30 protein-coding genes and 1 tRNA gene are annotated in these 17,791 nt (G+C 35.3%); 5 read left to right on the forward strand and 26 right to left on the reverse strand.

From position 1 onward, the window contains the following. Window positions 1-96 precede the first annotated feature (96 nt). From truA to rplC, 26 genes are all read right to left on the reverse strand, one after another. On the reverse strand, window positions 97-903 hold the full coding sequence (gene truA, locus SIB45_RS01790; RefSeq protein WP_011863641.1) for a tRNA pseudouridine(38-40) synthase TruA: 807 nt from the start codon (window positions 901-903) through the stop codon (window positions 97-99). A 38-nt stretch (window positions 904-941) separates the two neighbouring features. Beyond that, window positions 942-1,292, reverse strand: a complete 351-nt coding sequence (gene rplQ, locus SIB45_RS01795) for a 50S ribosomal protein L17 (protein ID WP_011863642.1) — start codon at window positions 1,290-1,292, stop codon at window positions 942-944. A 14-nt stretch (window positions 1,293-1,306) separates the two neighbouring features. Continuing rightward, a complete protein-coding gene (locus SIB45_RS01800; protein ID WP_011863643.1) occupies window positions 1,307-2,245 on the reverse strand; it encodes a DNA-directed RNA polymerase subunit alpha in 939 nt (312 codons plus the stop codon). Window positions 2,246-2,295: 50 nt separating this feature from the next. Continuing rightward, the gene (rpsK, locus tag SIB45_RS01805; protein ID WP_011863644.1) at window positions 2,296-2,688 is read right to left on the reverse strand and encodes a 30S ribosomal protein S11; all 393 of its coding nucleotides are present in this window, start codon (window positions 2,686-2,688) and stop codon (window positions 2,296-2,298) included. A 44-nt stretch (window positions 2,689-2,732) separates the two neighbouring features. Beyond that, entirely contained in the window at window positions 2,733-3,098 is a 366-nt protein-coding gene (rpsM, locus tag SIB45_RS01810) for a 30S ribosomal protein S13 (RefSeq protein WP_002807728.1), read from the reverse strand. A 41-nt stretch (window positions 3,099-3,139) separates the two neighbouring features. Continuing rightward, window positions 3,140-3,256 carry a 50S ribosomal protein L36 gene (gene rpmJ, locus SIB45_RS01815; RefSeq protein WP_011377173.1) on the reverse strand — a complete coding sequence of 39 codons (117 nt, stop codon included), beginning with the start codon at window positions 3,254-3,256 and terminating at the stop codon, window positions 3,140-3,142. Window positions 3,257-3,301: 45 nt separating this feature from the next. Beyond that, window positions 3,302-3,850 (reverse strand): adenylate kinase, encoded by a 549-nt coding sequence (locus SIB45_RS01820; RefSeq protein ID WP_011863645.1) that lies wholly within the window; start codon window positions 3,848-3,850, stop codon window positions 3,302-3,304. Beyond that, window positions 3,850-5,169: a preprotein translocase subunit SecY gene (gene secY / locus SIB45_RS01825; protein ID WP_011863646.1), complete on the reverse strand. Its 1,320-nt coding sequence runs from the start codon at window positions 5,167-5,169 to the stop codon at window positions 3,850-3,852. The genes SIB45_RS01820 and secY overlap by 1 nt, the downstream gene beginning before the upstream one ends. Window positions 5,170-5,198: 29 nt before the next feature. Beyond that, window positions 5,199-5,657 carry a 50S ribosomal protein L15 gene (rplO, locus tag SIB45_RS01830; RefSeq protein WP_011863647.1) on the reverse strand — a complete coding sequence of 153 codons (459 nt, stop codon included), beginning with the start codon at window positions 5,655-5,657 and terminating at the stop codon, window positions 5,199-5,201. Between the two features lie 4 nt (window positions 5,658-5,661). Next, the gene (gene rpsE, locus SIB45_RS01835; protein WP_011863648.1) at window positions 5,662-6,282 is read right to left on the reverse strand and encodes a 30S ribosomal protein S5; all 621 of its coding nucleotides are present in this window, start codon (window positions 6,280-6,282) and stop codon (window positions 5,662-5,664) included. A gap of 16 nt (window positions 6,283-6,298) precedes the next feature. Beyond that, window positions 6,299-6,667: a 50S ribosomal protein L18 gene (gene rplR, locus SIB45_RS01840; protein WP_011863649.1), complete on the reverse strand. Its 369-nt coding sequence runs from the start codon at window positions 6,665-6,667 to the stop codon at window positions 6,299-6,301. Window positions 6,668-6,681: 14 nt separating this feature from the next. Continuing rightward, window positions 6,682-7,221, reverse strand: coding sequence for a 50S ribosomal protein L6 (gene rplF, locus SIB45_RS01845; protein WP_011863650.1), 540 nt, complete (start codon window positions 7,219-7,221; stop codon window positions 6,682-6,684). Between the two features lie 12 nt (window positions 7,222-7,233). Then, window positions 7,234-7,635, reverse strand: a complete 402-nt coding sequence (rpsH, locus tag SIB45_RS01850) for a 30S ribosomal protein S8 (RefSeq protein WP_011863651.1) — start codon at window positions 7,633-7,635, stop codon at window positions 7,234-7,236. Window positions 7,636-7,644: 9 nt separating this feature from the next. Next, entirely contained in the window at window positions 7,645-8,184 is a 540-nt protein-coding gene (gene rplE / locus SIB45_RS01855; protein ID WP_011863652.1) for a 50S ribosomal protein L5, read from the reverse strand. Window positions 8,185-8,259: 75 nt separating this feature from the next. Next, window positions 8,260-8,616: a 50S ribosomal protein L24 gene (gene rplX, locus SIB45_RS01860; protein WP_011863653.1), complete on the reverse strand. Its 357-nt coding sequence runs from the start codon at window positions 8,614-8,616 to the stop codon at window positions 8,260-8,262. After that, entirely contained in the window at window positions 8,617-8,982 is a 366-nt protein-coding gene (rplN, locus tag SIB45_RS01865) for a 50S ribosomal protein L14 (protein WP_002807235.1), read from the reverse strand. Then, entirely contained in the window at window positions 8,979-9,245 is a 267-nt protein-coding gene (gene rpsQ, locus SIB45_RS01870; RefSeq protein WP_011819162.1) for a 30S ribosomal protein S17, read from the reverse strand. The genes rplN and rpsQ overlap by 4 nt, the downstream gene beginning before the upstream one ends. A 9-nt stretch (window positions 9,246-9,254) precedes the next feature. Beyond that, window positions 9,255-9,473 carry a 50S ribosomal protein L29 gene (gene rpmC, locus SIB45_RS01875; RefSeq protein WP_011863654.1) on the reverse strand — a complete coding sequence of 73 codons (219 nt, stop codon included), beginning with the start codon at window positions 9,471-9,473 and terminating at the stop codon, window positions 9,255-9,257. Beyond that, window positions 9,470-9,952 (reverse strand): 50S ribosomal protein L16, encoded by a 483-nt coding sequence (rplP, locus tag SIB45_RS01880; RefSeq protein ID WP_011863655.1) that lies wholly within the window; start codon window positions 9,950-9,952, stop codon window positions 9,470-9,472. Before rplP ends, rpmC begins: the two co-directional genes overlap by 4 nt. 11 nt (window positions 9,953-9,963) lie before the next feature. After that, a complete protein-coding gene (gene rpsC, locus SIB45_RS01885; protein ID WP_011819165.1) occupies window positions 9,964-10,695 on the reverse strand; it encodes a 30S ribosomal protein S3 in 732 nt (243 codons plus the stop codon). Continuing rightward, complete coding sequence (gene rplV, locus SIB45_RS01890) at window positions 10,695-11,081, reverse strand: 50S ribosomal protein L22 (RefSeq protein ID WP_011863656.1); 387 nt, start codon at window positions 11,079-11,081, stop codon at window positions 10,695-10,697. Before rplV ends, rpsC begins: the two co-directional genes overlap by 1 nt. Continuing rightward, a complete protein-coding gene (gene rpsS / locus SIB45_RS01895) occupies window positions 11,078-11,356 on the reverse strand; it encodes a 30S ribosomal protein S19 (RefSeq protein ID WP_011819167.1) in 279 nt (92 codons plus the stop codon). Before rpsS ends, rplV begins: the two co-directional genes overlap by 4 nt. A 37-nt stretch (window positions 11,357-11,393) precedes the next feature. Next, the gene (gene rplB / locus SIB45_RS01900) at window positions 11,394-12,257 is read right to left on the reverse strand and encodes a 50S ribosomal protein L2 (protein ID WP_011863657.1); all 864 of its coding nucleotides are present in this window, start codon (window positions 12,255-12,257) and stop codon (window positions 11,394-11,396) included. Between the two features lie 12 nt (window positions 12,258-12,269). Then, window positions 12,270-12,572: a 50S ribosomal protein L23 gene (locus SIB45_RS01905; protein ID WP_011863658.1), complete on the reverse strand. Its 303-nt coding sequence runs from the start codon at window positions 12,570-12,572 to the stop codon at window positions 12,270-12,272. Next, the gene (gene rplD / locus SIB45_RS01910; RefSeq protein WP_011863659.1) at window positions 12,569-13,201 is read right to left on the reverse strand and encodes a 50S ribosomal protein L4; all 633 of its coding nucleotides are present in this window, start codon (window positions 13,199-13,201) and stop codon (window positions 12,569-12,571) included. Before rplD ends, SIB45_RS01905 begins: the two co-directional genes overlap by 4 nt. After that, window positions 13,198-13,851 (reverse strand): 50S ribosomal protein L3, encoded by a 654-nt coding sequence (rplC, locus tag SIB45_RS01915; RefSeq protein WP_011863660.1) that lies wholly within the window; start codon window positions 13,849-13,851, stop codon window positions 13,198-13,200. Before rplC ends, rplD begins: the two co-directional genes overlap by 4 nt. Before the next feature lie 280 nt (window positions 13,852-14,131). Here rplC and ndhN point away from each other — a divergent pair, with 280 nt between their 5' ends. From ndhN to recA, 5 genes are all read left to right on the forward strand, one after another. Further along, window positions 14,132-14,608, forward strand: a complete 477-nt coding sequence (gene ndhN / locus SIB45_RS01920; protein WP_011863661.1) for an NAD(P)H-quinone oxidoreductase subunit N — start codon at window positions 14,132-14,134, stop codon at window positions 14,606-14,608. Window positions 14,609-14,613: 5 nt separating this feature from the next. After that, window positions 14,614-15,621 (forward strand): LdpA C-terminal domain-containing domain, encoded by a 1,008-nt coding sequence (locus tag SIB45_RS01925; protein WP_011863662.1) that lies wholly within the window; start codon window positions 14,614-14,616, stop codon window positions 15,619-15,621. Between the two features lie 94 nt (window positions 15,622-15,715). After that, window positions 15,716-15,787, forward strand: a tRNA-Gln gene (locus tag SIB45_RS01930). A 16-nt stretch (window positions 15,788-15,803) separates the two neighbouring features. Beyond that, the gene (locus SIB45_RS01935) at window positions 15,804-16,580 is read left to right on the forward strand and encodes an HAD family hydrolase (protein WP_011863663.1); all 777 of its coding nucleotides are present in this window, start codon (window positions 15,804-15,806) and stop codon (window positions 16,578-16,580) included. Window positions 16,581-16,691: 111 nt separating this feature from the next. Beyond that, window positions 16,692-17,789: a recombinase RecA gene (recA, locus tag SIB45_RS01940; RefSeq protein ID WP_011863664.1), complete on the forward strand. Its 1,098-nt coding sequence runs from the start codon at window positions 16,692-16,694 to the stop codon at window positions 17,787-17,789. Window positions 17,790-17,791 lie beyond the last annotated feature (2 nt).

Raw genomic sequence — 17,791 nt, forward strand, 5'->3', positions numbered from 1 at the left:
AAAATTTAAATTAGTCTTAAATTCTACCTTACTGAAGGAATATTAAACAACAGTTTTGAATGATTTACACAAAAAATTCGCTTAATTAAACCTTACTTAAGAAAAACCCTTAATTATAAATACAGGAAAAAAATCATTGTTATTAATCTTTTTAAAAACATTTTCTTCATAAACAGCATTTACAAAACATAACCCCTTAGCTGGAGCAGATTCTTTAACATCATTTTTCTTTTTGTTTACCCATCTATCTGTAAAAATTTCTGGCGATATTTTATTTTCTCCAACTAAAACTAGTTGACCAATAATTAGGCGAACCATTCCATATAAAAAACCAGTAGCTTTAATATCAACAAAAATCAAATCTTCTACTCTTTTTATATCTATATTTTTTATTTTTGTAATTGAGTTTGTTCTATTACTACCAGTTTTCTGAAAAGCAAAAAAATCATGTTCTCCTATCATTTGCCTTGATGCATTTAACATTAAAACTTCATCTAATACTTTTTGATATCTATGCCATGACCAATTATCGATGAACAAGTTTGGAAATTTACTGTTATTAATGACATATCGATAGTGTCTATACAGAGCTGAATAGCATGCATGCCAGCTATCTTTTACCTCAATTGATTCCAAGATCCTAATTGATGAGGGTAAAAGACTATTTAAGACATCAGAATAACTATTTCCTGGAACAACACAATCAACATCACAGTGTACTACTTGACCTGATGCATGAACACCAGCATCAGTCCTCCCTGCTGCAAAAGTCTGCACTGTATGATTTGTAATCTTTAAGAGAGCTCTGTCTAAAATTTCTTGAACAGTAGTTGCATTTTTTTGTTTTTGCCAACCTGAATAATGAGATCCATCATATTGGACTAGTAAAGCTACCCTTTTCAAAAGTTATTTTTTAGTAAAAGCCCATTTAATTAACTAACTTAAACAAGCTCGATTATAGCCATCTGAGCGTTATCACCTTTTCTAGATACAGTTCTAACAATGCGTGTATATCCACCATTTCTATCTCCATATCTTTCCTTCGCTTTTTCAAATAATGAATGAACTAATTTTTTATCATAAATGTATCCAATAGCCCTTCTCCTAGAAGCCAAACTTCCCTCTTTGGCGAGTGAAATCATTCTTTCAGCTTCATTTCTTAAAGCTTTTGCCCTAGCTTTTGTTGTCGTTACTCTACCTTCTCTAATTAATTGTGTAGTTAAACCTCTCAGAAGTGCTTTCCTCTGATCAGCAGGTTTACTTAATAATGGAATTCTAAGTTGGTGTCTCATAATCTTAAAAATTGTTAAACAGATGTTCTGCTTTGTGGAATAGAAATGCCAATGCGCTCAAGAGCTTCAATCACCTCATCTGCAGATTTAGAGCCAAAGTTCTTAATTTCAAGAAGATCTTCATAGCTAAAGCCCATTAAATCTGAAACTGAGTTAACTTGCGCCCGTTTCAAACAATTATATGCTCTAACGGACAAGTTTAGTTCCTCGAGAGGAATTTGAGCTTCAGGAGATGGTTCAGGTTCTTCAGGGATTTCTTCAACCATTGTTACAGTAGCGAGGGGTTGGAAGAGTTCTATTAATTGGTTTGCAGCTTCAGCAATAGCATCGTCAGGACTGGTTGAGCCATCTGTTACTACTTCCATTTTTAATCTTTCTCTTCCCGTTCCGCCTTCTGCTACAGCAGTTTCATCAATCGTAAAGTTCACTCTCTTCACCGGCATAAATACAGCATCTATTTGAAGCAAATCAATGGCAGTTGTCTCTTCACTCTTTCGGTCGACGGGTCTATATCCAACGCCTCTTTCAACATGGATTTCCAACTCTAAGTTATGACCCTCCTGAATAGTCGCAATCGGTTTTTCGCCGTCAACAATTTCAACTTGAGAGGAGAATTGAATGTCATTAGCCTTCACCTCCATTGGACCACTAGCTACTAACCTGCCGATTTCGAGCTCTGGATTAGTGCTATTTATTGATAGTTGCTTGCAATTAAGAAGAATATCTAAAACGTCTTCTCTAACTCCAGGAATAGTGGCATATTCATGATTAATTCCTGCTATTCTTACTGCAGTAACTGCACTCCCTTCAAGTCCTCCCATAAGGACTCTTCTAAGAGAATTACCCAAAGTTGTAGCTTGTCCCCTTTCTAGAGGGCCAATTAAAAAAGTTCCTGTTTGGGAGCGATCATCTGCTATTTGATGGTCGATTCTTTCAATCTGGTATTGCAACACGGAAAATAATGAGGTTAAGAGGTTTTTAGGGGGGTGAGAATGGTTAAGATCTAAACGCGTCTCCGTTTAGGTCTTCTACATCCATTATGAGGTAATGGAGTTACATCTCTTATTAGAGTTATTTCTAATCCGGCCACTTGTAAAGCTCTTATGGCCGTTTCCCTACCTGCGCCCGGCCCTCTAACTAGTACTTCTATTTGTCTCATACCTTGATCAAGTGCTCTTCTAGCTGCAGCTTCGGCAGCTGTTTGAGCAGCAAACGGCGTCCCTTTCCTAGCGCCTTTAAATCCACTTGCGCCTGCAGAAGACCAAGAAATTACATGACCAGAGGTGTCAGTAATTGAGACGATAGTATTATTAAATGTGCTTTGGATGTGTACCACACCATTTGGTACATTACGTTTAGATTTCTTTGAACCTGTTTTTTTTACTGTAGCTGGCATGATTTTTTAAGTTAATACTTCAATTTGTAAATAGATTTAGTTAATTATTTTTTTCTACCGGCAACCGTTTTCCTAGAACCCCTTCTTGTTCTTGCATTGGTTCTAGTTCTTTGACCCCTTACTGGAAGACTCATTCTATGTCTTCTTCCTCTTACGCACCCTATATCTTGTAGACGTTTTAAAGCCATTCCTTCTTTTCTTCTCAAATCCCCTTCTAAAGTGAATTCTTCTGTGGCACCTCTTAGTTTTTGGACATCAGAATCTGAAAGGTCTTTGACGCGAGTATCGGGGTTTACACCCGTATTAGCAAGAATTAGCTTTGATCTCGTTAAACCAATTCCATAGACGTATGTAAGTGCAATTTCAACTCGCTTTTCGCGAGGTATGTCAATTCCTGCAATCCTGGCCACGTGTTTTGAATAAATGAAAGTTTAAATTTGAGGGTTTAAATTTAACCCTGACGCTGTTTATTGCGAGGTCTTTTCTTGTTAATAACATAGATTTTACCTCTTCTCCTCACGATCTGATCGTCAGGACTAATTTTTTTGACTGAAGATCGGACCTTCATAGGGGTTTAACAAATATAACGTTAATATTACATTCTACATCATCATCAAGCCATTTTTTGTTTGATATCAGATGAAATAGTTTTTAAATCTCTATCAGCATCAATATATTCTATCAATGAGAGATCCTTAAAATATTGAATTAATGGTTCTGTAGTTTTTTTATAAATATCAACTCTTGTTCTAATTGTCTCTTCAGTATCATCTTTTCTACCTCTTAAAAGCAAACGCTTAATTAGTACTTCTTCTGGAATATCTAGATAAAAAACTAATTCCAAAGGTTGATTTATTTCATTCAAGACTTCATTCAATGAATTTGCTTGAGATAAATTTCTTGGGTAACCATCTAGAATCCAACCTTTATTATCCTTGACTAAATTTTGTCTTACTATCTTTAATACGAGTTCATCGCTAACGAGTTCCCCTCGATTCATAATATCTTTTACCTGAATACCAAGGGCAGTATTCATTTCGATTTCTTTTCTTAATAATTCACCCGTAGAGAGGTGTAAATAAGAATTACTTTGACTTATCAATTCTGCTTGAGTCCCTTTCCCTGCTCCAGGGGCTCCTAAAAATAGTATATGTTTCTTCATTAATTGTTAATTAATCCCTCATACCTTTGTGAAATAACATAAGTTTGAATTTGCTTAGCAGTATCTATAGCAACACCCACAAGAATAAGTAATGAAGTTGCTCCTAGACCTTGAAAGGTCTGAACATTTGTAGCTCTCTCTACTGCAGCAGGGATTATAGCGACTGAACCCAGAAATAATCCTCCCAATAAAGTCAACCTATTTTGTATACCTGATAGGTAGTTTGCTGTATTAGTTCCTGGTCTAACTCCCGGTATCGCTACTCCTCCTTTCTTTAAATTCGAAGCTACATCAACTGGATTGATGGTAAGAGATGCATAAAAATAGGAAAACCCCAAAATCAAAGAGAAGAATGTAAGAGCATATGGCCATGGATTAGAAGATCCTGGATTTAAACTACTGGCTAACTTAATTAAGACTGGATTACCCGTAACATTTGCAATAGTTATAGGTAAAAAGATTAAAGCAGATGCAAATATGATAGGCATGACTCCTCCTGCATTTAATTTCAAGGGTAAATAACTTTGCCTTGTAGGAAGTAGTGTTGAAGTTCCTATCTGCCTTTTTGCACTAACAATAGGAATGCGTCTTGCTCCCTCTTGGACAAAAATGATCCCAACAATTGTCAGTAAAAATACTCCAAGTAAAACTGCTATACCTAAAACATCTCCTCTATCGCCAGTTTGAGCTTTTTCAATGGTTGAACTTAGAGCCTTAGGTAAAGTCGAAACAATATTCAAAAAAATTACCAATGAAGCTCCTTGACCTATCCCTTTCTCCGTAATAATTTCACTAAACCACATTACTAACATTGAGCCAGTAACTAAGGCAATGGAGGTTTGCAGGACAAAGGTAGTTTCACTTATTCCCTGAATAGCATATTGTTTGAGAATTAAGGAAAAAATTATACTTTGCAAAAAACCCCACCCTAATGAAACATATCTAGTTATTTGAGCAATTTTTCTTCTTCCCGCTTCTCCTTCATTCTTTTGTAAATCTTCAAGAACAGGCAATGAAGCTGTGAGAAGCTGAATAATAATTGATGCGTTGATAAAGGGAAGTATGCCTAATGCGAATATTCCTAAAGTTGAAATTCCTCCTCCAGTAAAAATATCTAAAAAACCTATTAATTGCCCCCCCTGATCTATAAAACTTTTAAAAGCAACCCTATCAATACCAGGCATAGGGATATATATACCAAGTCTTACTAAAAGGAGGAGACCTAAAGTAGTTAAAACTCTACTCCTTAGCTCTTTATTTAAAAATAATTGAGAAAGTATTTCAGAAGCGCTAGGATTTCTACTTTTGTTGACAAACATTTTAAAGCTTACCTAAATTTTTAGTAAATTTATTTATTATTTATAAGCTCGCAGGATCCACCTGCGTCCTCAATTTTTTGTTTTGCAACTTTTGTAAATGCATGAGCTTGAACTTTTAACTTTACATTAAGTTTTCCGTTACCAAGAATTTTTAAAGGGAATTTTGGCTTGAAGATTAATCCTTTCTTAACTAGTGAGTCTAGGTTAACAGTATCGTTATCTTTGAAATCATTTAATTTTTCTAAATTAATTATGGAAAAGTTTTTTTGATTAATTATTTCAAAGTGCTTTAATTTTGGAACTCTTCTATATAAGGGCATTTGGCCACCTTCAAAACCTGGACGTGTAGGTCTTCCAGAACGTGACTTTTGTCCTCTCATTCCAAAACCACATGATGCACCCTGACCGGCTGCAATGCCTCTACCCTTTCTTAATTTTTTCTTTCTCGAGCCAGAGTTTGATTTAAGTGTATTTAATGTTGAAGTCATAATTTTAAGAATAGAGCTGTTCAAGTGAGATGCCTCTTTCCTTAGAGGCAGATTTGTGTGTTCTTAATTGAGAAAGAGCTACCATAGCAGCTCTAGCATTATTCAAAGGTGTTTTGCTACCCAATCTTTTTGCTAAAACATTTTTTATGCCGGCTAATTCTAAAACAGTTCTTATTGAACCACCAGCAATTACACCTGTACCTGGGGCAGCTGGTCTAATTAGAACATTAGCAGCACCATCTCGACCTAAAGATAAAGTCGGTATTGAATTATTTGGTGTTAAAGGAACCCTAACAAGATTCTTTTTACCATCTGAAACTCCCTTTCTCACCGCACCAATAACATCCCCTGCCTTACCAACTCCAACTCCAACTTGACCTTTTTCGTTACCTACTACAACAATTGCTCTAAAACTCATTTTTTTCCCCCCCTTAACAGTCTTAGAAACGCGTCGAATTTGAACAACTCTTTCTTGCCAATCAGAATCTCTCTCTAGATTTTTTGAATCACCTCTTCTATTTCTTTTTCGATCATTACGATTATTCTTTTTTTGTTCTACGGGCGTAGCTCCAGGAACATTATCGTTCTTGGATTGAATTTCTTGTTTTGTTGGAGTGTCAGTCATAGTAAAAAATTAAGAGTTAGAATTCTAAGCCAGCTTCACGAGCAGCATCTGCAAGTGCCTTTACTCTCCCGTGATATAAATTACCTCCACGGTCAAAAATTACTTGCTTAATACCTTTTTTTATCGCTCTCTTTGCTAATAATTTTCCAACAATTGAAGAAGAATTACAATCAGAAGGTAATTTCTCAGATTTTTCTCTTAGTTCTTTATCAACAGTTGAAGCTGAGCAAATAGTTGTTTGAGCGCTATCATCTATAACCTGAGCATAAATATGGTTATTAGAGCGAAAAACAGACAATCTTGGACGAGTTGCATCTCCAATTAAGAATCTCCTTAATCTTCGATGTCTTTTTTGGGTTTGTAATTTCCTGGAAAGTTTGGTCATTTTTTTAGTTGGAATTATTTTTTGCCAGATTTACCAGCTTTTCTGAGAATTCTCTCATCATGATATTTAATTCCTTTTCCTTTATATGGTTCTGGAGGTCTAATTGATCTGATTTTTGCTGCTTCATTACCAACAATTTCCTTATCAATTCCAGATACAGTAACGTTTGTATTACTCTCAACCTTGTATGTTATACCATCAGGGGGGATCATTTCTATAGGATGACTATATCCTGCACTAACAACTAGATTTTTACCTTTTACTTGTGCTCTCGATCCAACGCCTACAATTTCAAGTTTTTTTGAAAAACCTTGACTAACCCCTTTAACCATATTTGCTATTAAAGCTCTACATAAACCATGTCTTTGCCTTGAGAAAATTTTGGTAGTAGTGGGACTTACGATAACAGTATTATCTTTTTTATCAAAACTAACTCCTTCTGGCATCTGACGTTTTAACTCACCCTTAGGACCTTTAACTGTAACTGTTAATCCATCAAAATCAACAGATACTTTGTCTGGTATCAGTACTGGTGTTTTTCCAATTCTTGACATGATTAATCCTCCTTAATAAACATAGCAAAGTACTTCACCACCTATACCTTGCTTCCTAGCATCACGATCACTCATGACACCTTTAGAAGTAGATATAATAGCAACTCCAAGACCTCCTAGTACTTTTGGTAAAGCTCTAGTATTTTTATAAATTCTCAAACCAGGTTTACTAACTCTTTGCATGGATCGAATAGTAGGGAATTTATTCTTGCCACTATATTTCAGACCAAGTATTATTTGTGACTTATAGCCTTCACCTTCTTCATTAATGTCAGAAATAAAACCCTCTTTTTGAAGTACTTTTGCAATACTTAGGGACATTTTTGAACTTGGGATTGATGTGGTTGTATGCTTTTTTTGACTCGCATTTCTAATTCGAGTAAGCATATCTGAAATAGGATCGTGATTTGACATGGTTTTAATTTAATTCTTACTAAAAGGCATTCCTAACTCTTGCAAGAGAGCTTTACCCTCTTGATCTGATCTCGCACTAGTGACAATAGTTATATCCATACCTCTTATTGAATCTATTTTATCAAAAGAGATTTCAGGAAAAATTAATTGCTCTTTCACTCCAACGGTGTAATTCCCCCTCCCATCAAAACTTTTTGGATTAACTCCTCTAAAGTCTCTTATTCTTGGTAAAGCTAGATTTATAAATCTCTCTAAAAAGGAATACATCCTGTCACCTCTCAAAGTTACAGTACAACCAATTGGCATACCCTCACGAATTTTAAAACCCGCGATAGCTTTTTTGGCCCTAGTTACTAGTGCCTTTTGCCCTGTAATTGTTGCCATTTCATTCAAGGAAGCCTCTAAAGCTTTTGAATTTGAAGCTGCCTCACCAAGACCTCTGTTAACGTTGACTTTGACAACTTTAGGTACTTGATGAATATTTTTAAGACCAAGGTCTTTTAAAAGTTTTGGTCTAATTGATTCTTTGTAGCGATTTTTTAGAGTCATAATTTTTTTGTTAATTCTGGTCTTTGTCAGAATTGATAAATTAGAAAAAGTTTAAATCTGGTTTCTGATGAAAAATTAATCAATTACTTCACCAGTCTTCTTCAGTCTTCTTTTCTTAACTCCCTCTTTATCAATAAAATATTCAATCTTACTTGTAAGATTTTTTTCCTTTGAGAAGAACATTACATTTGATGCATGTAAAGATGCCTCCTCTGTAAGTATTCTCCCAGTTTCCCCTTCCTGAGTTGGTTTTACATGTTTAGTCCTAAGGTTTATTCCCTTAACTACTACTCTATTTTCAAGAGGAATAGTTTTTAGAACTTCTCCTGTTTTCCCCTTTTCCTTGCCATTAATTACTTTTACTAAATCTCCAGTTTTGATTCTCATTTTTATTCTTTGGAAATTCTTCTTTTGTTTTAATGAATCCAACATTTAAATCACCTCCGGAGCAAGAGAAACAATTTTTGTATAATTTTTATCCCGCAGTTCTCTGGCTACAGGACCAAAAACTCTAGTACCTTTTGGATTCTTATCCTCATTAATCAAAACAGCAGCATTATCATCAAATCTGATTGAATTACCAGTATTTCTTCTTAATGTTGCTTTTGTTCTAACGATGACGGCTTTCACAACTTCAGATTTCTTAACTCCCATATTCGGAAGAGCATCTTTAACAGTTGCTACAATTACATCCCCAACATGTGCGTATCTTCTATTAGAACCTAAGACCCTAATACATTGAAGTCTTTTCGCTCCGCTATTATCAGCAACTGTTAAATAGGTTTCTTGTTGAATCATTTTTTAACCTCCTTAGCCTGGCTTGTTTTATTCAGAATCTCTTCAATTGCCCATCTTTTATGGGCGCTAAGCGGTCTAGTTTCTCTTATTTTAACTCGATCACCTAAAACACATGTATTTTCTGGATCATGCGCCTTATATCTCGTAGTCCTACTTACAATTTTTTTATAAGTGGGGTGTGGATATCTATTAATAACAGCAACAACAACTGTTTTATCCATTTTGTCGCTGACAACAGTACCAATTCTTTCTTTAAGTGCCATAACTAATAATTAATCAGAAGTAGTTTTAGAAGCAGATTGAGTCTTACTAAGAGTTAGTAATTGCGCAACTTGTTTCTTGATGATTTTAAATTTATGAGTTTCATTAAGCTGTCTCGTAGCTTGCTTGAATCTCAATTCAAAAAGATCTTTTCTTAATTGGCCAATCTTTTCAGTAATTTGATCGGAATTTAATTTTTTAAATTCTTTAAGAGACTCTGAGTTTTTCATTGTTTAACCTCCTCTTGAGATTTTTTACTATTTTTTGTATTTTCTTGGGAGGAAACTTCAAGATTTTTATCAATGGAGATAAATTTTGTTTTTACAGGAAGTTTGTATTGAGCCAGACGCATAGCTTCCTTTGCAGTTTCCTCAGTGATATCCTCACCCCCCATTTCAAAAAGTATTCTTCCAGGTTTTACAACTGCGACCCAAAACTCTGGATTACCTTTACCAGAACCCATTCTAGTTTCAGCAGGTCTCATGGTTACAGGTTTATCAGGAAATATTCTTATCCAGATTTGACCACCACGTTTGATATATCTTGTCATAGCTCGTCTACTCGCCTCTATTTGTCGTGCAGTGACCCAACCACAGTCTTGAGCTTGGAGAGCAAATTGACCGAATGCAATAGTATTACCTTTTGAGGCTACCCCTCTCATTCTGCCTCTGTGTTGTTTACGGAATTTAGTACGTTTTGGACTAAGCATTTTTATACCTCCTATGAATTCTCATTTGAACGATCCTCAAATTGCTGAGGTCTTCTACTTGCTTTCCTCTTAGGGCTCGCACCCACAGGTATAGTTTGTTCTTCTTTAGGAAGAACTTCACCTTTGAAAACCCAAACTTTAATGCCTAGAACTCCGTAAGTTGTATTAGCTTCACGTGTTGCATAATCAATTTCAGCTCTCAAAGTATGTAAGGGTACTCTACCTTCTCTCGTCCATTCTGTTCTAGCTATTTCAGCACCATTTAACCTTCCACCTACTTGAATTTTGAGGCCTAAGACTCCAGCCCTTTGAGCCCGTTGTAAGGCCATCCTTATAGTTCTTCTAAAAGCGACTCTTTTTTCTAGTTGTTGCGCAATATATTCTGCTAGTAAAAAAGCATCTGCATCTACGCGTTCAACTTCAACAACATTAATTCTGACTTGCCTAGTCCTATCTCCTATAGTTTTTTGAATGCCAGATCTTAATTCTTCAATACCACTTCCTTGTCTTCCAACTATAACTCCTGGTCTTGCTGTTTTTAATTCAAGTTCCAGTTGGTCAGCTTTTCTAGCTATTAAAACATCGCTAATTCCTGCTGCACCATATTTTTTTTGTATGAAAGTACGAATTTTAAAATCTTCTTGGAGAAGAATTGGATATGTTTTAGAAGTAGCAAACCACTTAGAGCGATGCTCTTGTGTAATGCCTAATCTCAGTCCAGAAGGATGTATTTTGTGTCCCATTAGTTTTGTACCTCCGCATTAGTTTGGGTAGGAGCAGATTCTACAGAAATACTTATATGGCAAGTCTGTTTTTTAATTGAAAAAGCTCGACCTTGAGCTCTGGGCCTATACCTTTTCATTACAGGACCACTATTAGCCCATGCAGAGGAAATAACTAAGGTAGATGGATCCATTCCAAGGTTATGTTCTGCATTGGCAACCGCAGATCTTAGAACTTTAGTAATAGGGTCTGTAGATCTGTAAGGCATAAATTCCAACATAATCAATGCATCTCTATAGGACCTACCCCTTATCTGATCCAAAACTCTTCTCACTTTAGAGGCTGATCCGCGAACATAGTTCCCATGTGCAACGGCTGTTTTTTGTGTTTCAGGTGTTGTTGTCATGATTTTGCTCCTTTCTTATCTCTTATATGACCTCGGTAAGTGCGTGTAGGAGCAAATTCACCGAGTTTATGACCAATCATTTGTTCAGTAATAAATACTGGAATGTGAGTCTTGCCATTATGAACAGCGATTGTATGACCGATCATTAAAGGTAAAATCGTAGAGGATCTCGACCAAGTTTTGATAACAGACTTATCATTATCAGTATTTTGTTTTTCTACCTTTTTGAGCAAGCTATCTGCTATGAAAGGTCCTTTTTTTAGTGAGCGTCCCATAATTATGTAATAGAAATTGAAATAATAGATGAAGTAATCAAGAGTCTCTTCCTCCTCTACTCCTCTTAGAAATGCGACGACGTCTTCGAACTACTAATTTATTACTTGGTTTGTTCTTTTTACGTGTCTTTAATCCAAGAGCTGGTTTGCCCCAGGGAGTAACTGGGCCTGCTCTACCAATTGGTGCTTTTCCCTCTCCTCCTCCATGTGGATGATCACATGGGTTCATTACACTACCTCTTACTTGGGGCCTTCTACCAAGCCATCTTCTTCTTCCTGCTTTACCTAAGCTAGTATTTCTTATTTCAGAATTACCAACTTCTCCAAGAGTTGCATAGCATTCCTTTCTTACAAGTCTTACCTCGGTAGATGGGAGTTTTAACGCAACATAATCTCCCTCTTTTGCCATAACTTGAGCACTAGCTCCTGCGGATCTAACCATCTGAGCACCTCTACCCGCATATAACTCAACACAATGAACACTTGATCCTAATGGCATAACAGAAAGTGGCATTGCATTTCCATCTTCAATTGGAACACTTTCTCCAGATATGACATTTTGTCCGACTTTTACGCCTGCTGGAGCGATAATATATCTTTTTTCGCCATCTTCGTAGAATAATAGTGCTAATCTTGCATTTCTATGAGGATCGTAATGTATAGCTGCAACTTTAGCGTTAATGTTTCTTTTATCTCTTCTAAAGTCGACTAATCTATATTGCCTTTTGTGACCACCTCCACGATGACGACAAGTAATAACTCCACGATTATTCCTACCTTTAACCCTATGTTTTGAAACTATTAGTGATCTTTCAGGTTTTGAACTTGTTATTTCACTAAAGTCAGTAACCACTCTCTGCCTAGTACCAGGTGTATAAGGTTTAAATTTACGGATTGCCATGATTAAAACTCCTTAAGATTCTGGAAATAGTTGGATTTTGTCTCCTTCGGCAAGACGTACAATTGCCTTTTTGACCTGAGAACGTTTACCGGAAAATTTTCCGACTCTTCTTGTTCTCCTAGGAGGATTCATAGTGTTTACTCCTATGACTTTAACACTGAACAAGGCTTCAATAGCTGCCTTTATTTGTGGTTTTGCCGCTCTATGATCAACTTCAAAAGTATATTGGTTAAAATCTAGTGCATTTGTAGCTTTCTCAGTAATAACTGGCTTTCGTATTACATCTGCTAAACGAGAATTGAATAATTTACTCATGATGCATAAACCTCCTGAATTTTATCTATCGCTGATTGACCTATTACCAATTTATTTGCGTTGAGAATATCAAATACATTTAATTGATCAGCGGCGATTAATTTTACTTTCTCAATATTATTAATGGATTTTTTTATAATATCGGACGGACTATCAAGAATAACCAAAACTTTTTCAGTTTTTTGTATACCTAATCGAGCAAGGCCATTGATGATGTCACTTGTTTTAGGCTGCTTTAGAGTAGATCCAAAATCTTCAACAGCCTTAATATCAGATACTCTAGACATAAGTGCTGTTCTAAGAGCTAATCTACGCTCCTTACGATTCATATCAAGATTGTAAGAACGTGGCTTAGGTCCAAAAATAATTCCGCCACCTGGTCTCAAGGGTGTCCTTATTGAACCTTGACGAGCTCTTCCTGTACCTTTTTGTTTGTATGGCTTTCTACCGCCCCCGCGCACTTCAGATCTTGTCAAAGTTGATGCTGTCCCCTGTCTTTTATTTGCTAGCTGCCTAAGGACTGCTCTATGTATTAGGTCTGCAGAAGAAGTTTTTTTAGCAACTGCTAAATCAAGAGAAACTTTGCCAGATTTTTTACCATCCCACTTAAGAGTTTCAAGTGTTGTCATGATTTTTCACCTCCTTTTTTGCCTACAATATTATTTGGCTTAATATTTATTATTGAGCCTGGTTTACCTGGGACAGAACCCTTTACTACAAGCAAATTTTTCTGATCATCAATTTTTAGAACTAACAAACCTTTAGTAGTAATTTGTTTTCCTCCATATCTTCCTGCCATTCTTTTTCCAGGATAAATTCTGCCTGGAGTTGTTCCTGCACCTGTAGATCCAGGTGCTCTATGATTTTTTGAACCATGACTCATTGGACCTCTGCTAAAACCATGTCTTTTCTGGTAACCAGCAAAACCTCTACCCATAGATTTACCACTGATATCAACTTTTTGACCAACCTCAAAGTTTTTTACAGTTATTTGATTTCCGATTTCATAAGATGAAGTTTCTTCAACCCTATATTCTTTCAAATGCTTTAAAAGTTCTTCACCTGATTTCAACAAATGTCCCTTTTCAGGCTTACTTATGTGCTTATCTTTGGACAAGCCATAACCTATTTGAACGGCAGTATAACCATCCAAAGCGGTTGTTTTCAATTGAGTGATACGGCAAGGACCAGCCTCAATAAGAGTAACTGGCACCGAATTACCTTTTTCGTCGAAAAGTTGGGACATGCCCAATTTCTTTCCTAAAATTCCTATAGACATAAGACTAAATTAGGCTAGCTCGTAATGATTTTTAAATTATCTAAAACCTTTAATTATTAAGGTGAAGTTAATAAAAAAACAATTAATAAGGTTGAGACTTATCTGAAAATCTAGATAGTTTCTCCGGGGATAAACCCACCTGTGTTTTTTAACGAAACGCTAAAAAATGTGAAATCTTACAGAGGCTCGGCTAGCTTGCGAGCTTAAAAATTCACTGAGTTACAATTGTACATCATCAAGTACCATAAAATAAAATAAAATACAAATAAAGGAAATTTTTATGCCATTACTTCTCACAGGGAAAAAATTTCATAACGATTTAAAAACTAACAAATGTCTTGCAATCTTTGCTCCTCTTGAAGGTGGTTATGAAACTCGTCTTTTGAGGAGAATGAGGGCCAAAGGCTTTAAAACTTTTATAACCTCAGCAAGAGGGCTTGGAGATCCAGAAGTCTTCTTACTCAAATTGCATGGAGTTAGACCACCGCACCTTGGTCATCAAAGCGTAGGAAGAAATGGAGCACTCGGGGAAGTTCAACAAGTTATCCCACAAGCTTCTGAGTTATTTAATGAAAATGATAAAAATAAATTACTTTGGTTATTAGAAGGTCAAGTACTTTCTCAATCTGAATTAGAGAGCTTAATAGAGATTTGCACTAAAGATAATAAACTAACGATAGTTGTTGAAATGGGGGGTTCAAGAAAACTTGAATGGAAGTCGTTAAGTAATTATATTTTAGATGAATTTGAAAATTAAATCGTTTGATTATAACTAAGAATAAAAAAGATAAATGGATTAAATTAATTTGTGGTGCAAGTAATGAAGATATTGTTGCCATAGAAGATTTATGTGCAATTTATACTGCTGCAGGTGTCGACTACATAGATGTTGCCGCAGAAGAATCTATAGTACACGCAGCAAAAAAAGGAATCGAGTGGGCAAAAAAAGTCTTTAAAAACTCCCCTGGATTAATGATAAGCATTAGTGATGGAAATGATATCCACTTTCGTAAAGCAAAATTTGATCCATTGAAATGTCCCCCTAAGTGTCCAAGACCGTGCGAAAAAGTATGCCCCACCTTTGCAATTGATAATTCTGGGATCAAAAAGAGTAAATGTTATGGATGTGGAAGATGTTTGAATAGCTGTCCCCTAAATCTAATTAGTGAATATGAATATAATTTGTCAAAAGATGATTTAGGATCAACACTTCAGAAAATAAAACCTAATGCAGTAGAAATTCATACAGAAATCAATCGCCTAGATTCTTTTGCAAAAGTTGTCAGTATCATTAAAAGTTCTAGAAAAAAATTAGACAAGATATCTATCAGTTGTGGATTAAATCAATCTTTCAAAAAATCACAAGAGCCCGAAGATCTTTTGAAAGCTCTTTGGGAAAGATATGAAATTCTTAAAAAACTTGATATTCCCCTTATTTGGCAGCTAGATGGAAGGCCAATGTCTGGAGATCTTGCTCCTTCAACGAGTAGAGATGCTGTAGAGTTGTTTGAAAAAATAGGTTCAGATCTTCCACCTGGATTAATTCAATTGGCAGGAGGAACAAATGAAAAAACTCATGAATTTTTGAATTCAAACAATCTTCCAGACGGAATAGCATTTGGAAGTGCTGCAAGAAAAATTATGCAGCCCCTTATTGAATTTGCTCACAAAAACAACAAAAAACTCTATGAATATCCTGAAAGAATGGCTTTAGCGATCAAAAAAGCTAAAAAATTTCTAGAGCCATGGAAATCGAGCTCATTCAAATAATATTTTTATTTTTCAAAACTAGCGCCATGTTTATAAAAACTTTGTATTTTTTGGATAGAAAAAAATCTTTTAATGTATTAAAATAAAAAATCAATGGGCCGTCGCCAAGTGGTAAGGCATCGGGTTTTGGTCTCGACATTCCTAGGTTCGAATCCTAGCGGCCCAGTTCTAATATTTAATAGGTGTCTTCTCAAAAAATATTTCTATTTGATTTCGATGGAGTAATAGTTGATGGAATGCAAGAATATTGGCATAGTTCCTTGCTGGCCTGTGAAAGATATCTAAATTCACCCTACATCTCTGTTGATCAAAAACTTTATAAAAGAGTACCAAATTCTTTTAAAGAAATGCGGCCTTTGGTTAAATATGGTTGGGAAATGATTCTAATTGCTCACGAAATTATAAAATCAGAAAATCAATTAAAAAATGATAATAAAGATGATTTCATTAATAATTATCATCAAAATTGCCAGAGGATATTAAATGAAAATTCCTGGATTGCCGAAGATTTACAAAAAATGTTAGATCAGTCGCGCAAGTACCAAATTGATAAAGATTTTAAATCGTGGGTAAATTTACATAATCCGTTTTTTGAAATTATAAATTTCATGAAAAAATTAAGGAGAAAAGAAATAAAAACAGGAGTCATAACAACAAAAGGAAAGATATTTGCAGAAAAAATCCTTAAACAATTAAATATTTTTCCAGAATATATTTTTGGTTATGAATCCGGAACTAAAATCAAAATAGCTAAAAAGCTTACAAAAACTTATGAAATTTTAGGCTTTATAGAAGATAGAAAAAAGACTCTAATAGAAATTAAAAAAAATTCAGAAACTTCTCACATTCCATGCTTCCTAGCTGATTGGGGATATTTGAAAGAATCAGATAGATACAATTTAAGTAATGAAATCAAATTATTAAAGTTAGACAAGCTTGAGGAATTAGTTGCAATTTAAAGATGATAAGCTAAAGTACAGATGTACTATAGTTTTATTTATAAAGTTTGGTTTAAATAAAAATTTCCAAATTTAGAATAATTACAAGAACTTTAACCGATAAATCAAACAATGAGCCTTGAAGAAAAGAAAACAACTGAATCAAAAGAAAAAGACAAGGCATTAAGTCTTGTCTTAGGTCAAATAGAAAGAAATTTCGGAAGAGGATCAATAATGAGACTTGGTGACGCCTCAAGAATGAAAGTTGAAACAATATCTACTGGAGCGCTGACCTTAGATTTAGCATTAGGAGGAGGATATCCAAAAGGAAGAGTAGTAGAAGTTTACGGACCAGAAAGTTCAGGAAAAACTACATTAACACTTCACGCGATTGCGGAAGTCCAAAAGAATGGAGGAGTAGCTGCATTTGTAGATGCTGAGCATGCACTCGATCCAGTTTATGCAGCCTCTCTAGGAGTTGATGTTGAAAATTTGTTAGTTTCACAACCAGATACTGGTGAAATGGCTCTAGAAATAGTTGACCAACTTATAAGATCAAGTGCAGTAGATCTTGTTGTTGTTGACTCGGTCGCTGCACTAACCCCAAGAGCCGAGATAGAAGGAGAAATGGGAGATCACGTAATTGGAAGCCAAGCAAGGCTAATGAGTCAAGCAATGAGGAAAATAACAGGGAATATTGGCAAATCTGGTTGTACGGTAATATTCCTGAATCAATTACGCCTAAAAATTGGAGTTACGTACGGCAATCCAGAAACAACCACAGGAGGTAATGCATTAAAATTTTATGCCTCAGTGAGACTTGATATCAGAAGAATTCAAACTCTTAAAAGAGGTACTGAAGAATATGGTATAAGAGCAAAAGTGAAAGTAGCAAAAAACAAAGTTGCACCACCATTTAGAATTGCAGAGTTTGATATTCTCTTCGGAAAAGGTATTAGTACAACAGGATGTTTATTAGATTTAGCAGAAGAAACTAATATCATAATAAGGAGAGGTGCTTGGTATAGTTATGAAGGAGAAAATATTGGACAAGGGAGAGATAACACAATTATTTGGCTTGATCAAAACTTAGAAATTAGGAATAAAGTAGAATCCATGGTTAAGGAGAAATTAACAGAAGGGACTGAAGTAAGTTCTAATTCAATGAAAGCATTAAATAGTAATCCAGCTAATACAATCGCTGTTAATGATATAAAAACAGTAGCTTAGAT

The organism is Prochlorococcus sp. MIT 1304, assembly GCF_047305015.1.
Taxonomy (GTDB): domain Bacteria; phylum Cyanobacteriota; class Cyanobacteriia; order PCC-6307; family Cyanobiaceae; genus Prochlorococcus_A; species Prochlorococcus_A marinus_E.

Bases quoted from the DNA above. Each gene is read 5' to 3' on its own strand.
- rplO (WP_011863647.1), bottom strand. From the start codon at position 5,657: ATGACTTCAACATTAAATACACTTAAATCAAACTCTGGCTCGAGAAAG.
- rplV (WP_011863656.1), bottom strand. From the start codon at position 11,081: ATGACAACAACACCTGAAACACAAAAAACAGCCGTTGCACATGGGAAC.
- rplE (WP_011863652.1), bottom strand. From the start codon at position 8,184: ATGACTCTAAAAAATCGCTACAAAGAATCAATTAGACCAAAACTTTTA.
- rplB (WP_011863657.1), bottom strand. From the start codon at position 12,257: ATGGCAATCCGTAAATTTAAACCTTATACACCTGGTACTAGGCAGAGA.
- rpsK (WP_011863644.1), bottom strand. From the start codon at position 2,688: ATGCCAGCTACAGTAAAAAAAACAGGTTCAAAGAAATCTAAACGTAAT.
- rpsC (WP_011819165.1), bottom strand. From the start codon at position 10,695: ATGGGACACAAAATACATCCTTCTGGACTGAGATTAGGCATTACACAA.
- rpsQ (WP_011819162.1), bottom strand. From the start codon at position 9,245: ATGGCACTTAAAGAAAGAATTGGTACTGTTGTCAGCGACAAAATGGAT.
- secY (WP_011863646.1), bottom strand. From the start codon at position 5,169: ATGTTTGTCAACAAAAGTAGAAATCCTAGCGCTTCTGAAATACTTTCT.
- rplD (WP_011863659.1), bottom strand. From the start codon at position 13,201: ATGACAACACTTGAAACTCTTAAGTGGGATGGTAAAAAATCTGGCAAA.
- rpsE (WP_011863648.1), bottom strand. From the start codon at position 6,282: ATGACTGACACTCCAACAAAACAAGAAATTCAATCCAAGAACGATAAT.
- rplC (WP_011863660.1), bottom strand. From the start codon at position 13,851: ATGTCTATAGGAATTTTAGGAAAGAAATTGGGCATGTCCCAACTTTTC.
- rplN (WP_002807235.1), bottom strand. From the start codon at position 8,982: ATGATTCAACAAGAAACCTATTTAACAGTTGCTGATAATAGCGGAGCG.
- rpsH (WP_011863651.1), bottom strand. From the start codon at position 7,635: ATGTCAAATCACGATCCTATTTCAGATATGCTTACTCGAATTAGAAAT.
- SIB45_RS01820 (WP_011863645.1), bottom strand. From the start codon at position 3,850: ATGAAGAAACATATACTATTTTTAGGAGCCCCTGGAGCAGGGAAAGGG.
- rplQ (WP_011863642.1), bottom strand. From the start codon at position 1,292: ATGAGACACCAACTTAGAATTCCATTATTAAGTAAACCTGCTGATCAG.
- rpmC (WP_011863654.1), bottom strand. From the start codon at position 9,473: ATGAAAAACTCAGAGTCTCTTAAAGAATTTAAAAAATTAAATTCCGAT.
- rpmJ (WP_011377173.1), bottom strand. From the start codon at position 3,256: ATGAAGGTCCGATCTTCAGTCAAAAAAATTAGTCCTGACGATCAGATC.
- rplR (WP_011863649.1), bottom strand. From the start codon at position 6,667: ATGACCAAACTTTCCAGGAAATTACAAACCCAAAAAAGACATCGAAGA.
- rplP (WP_011863655.1), bottom strand. From the start codon at position 9,952: ATGCTTAGTCCAAAACGTACTAAATTCCGTAAACAACACAGAGGCAGA.
- SIB45_RS01905 (WP_011863658.1), bottom strand. From the start codon at position 12,572: ATGAGTAAATTATTCAATTCTCGTTTAGCAGATGTAATACGAAAGCCA.
- recA (WP_011863664.1), top strand. From the start codon at position 16,692: ATGAGCCTTGAAGAAAAGAAAACAACTGAATCAAAAGAAAAAGACAAG.
- rplX (WP_011863653.1), bottom strand. From the start codon at position 8,616: ATGTTGGATTCATTAAAACAAAAGAAGAATTTCCAAAGAATAAAAATG.
- rplF (WP_011863650.1), bottom strand. From the start codon at position 7,221: ATGTCAAGAATTGGAAAAACACCAGTACTGATACCAGACAAAGTATCT.
- ndhN (WP_011863661.1), top strand. From the start codon at position 14,132: ATGCCATTACTTCTCACAGGGAAAAAATTTCATAACGATTTAAAAACT.
- rpsS (WP_011819167.1), bottom strand. From the start codon at position 11,356: ATGGGACGCTCACTAAAAAAAGGACCTTTCATAGCAGATAGCTTGCTC.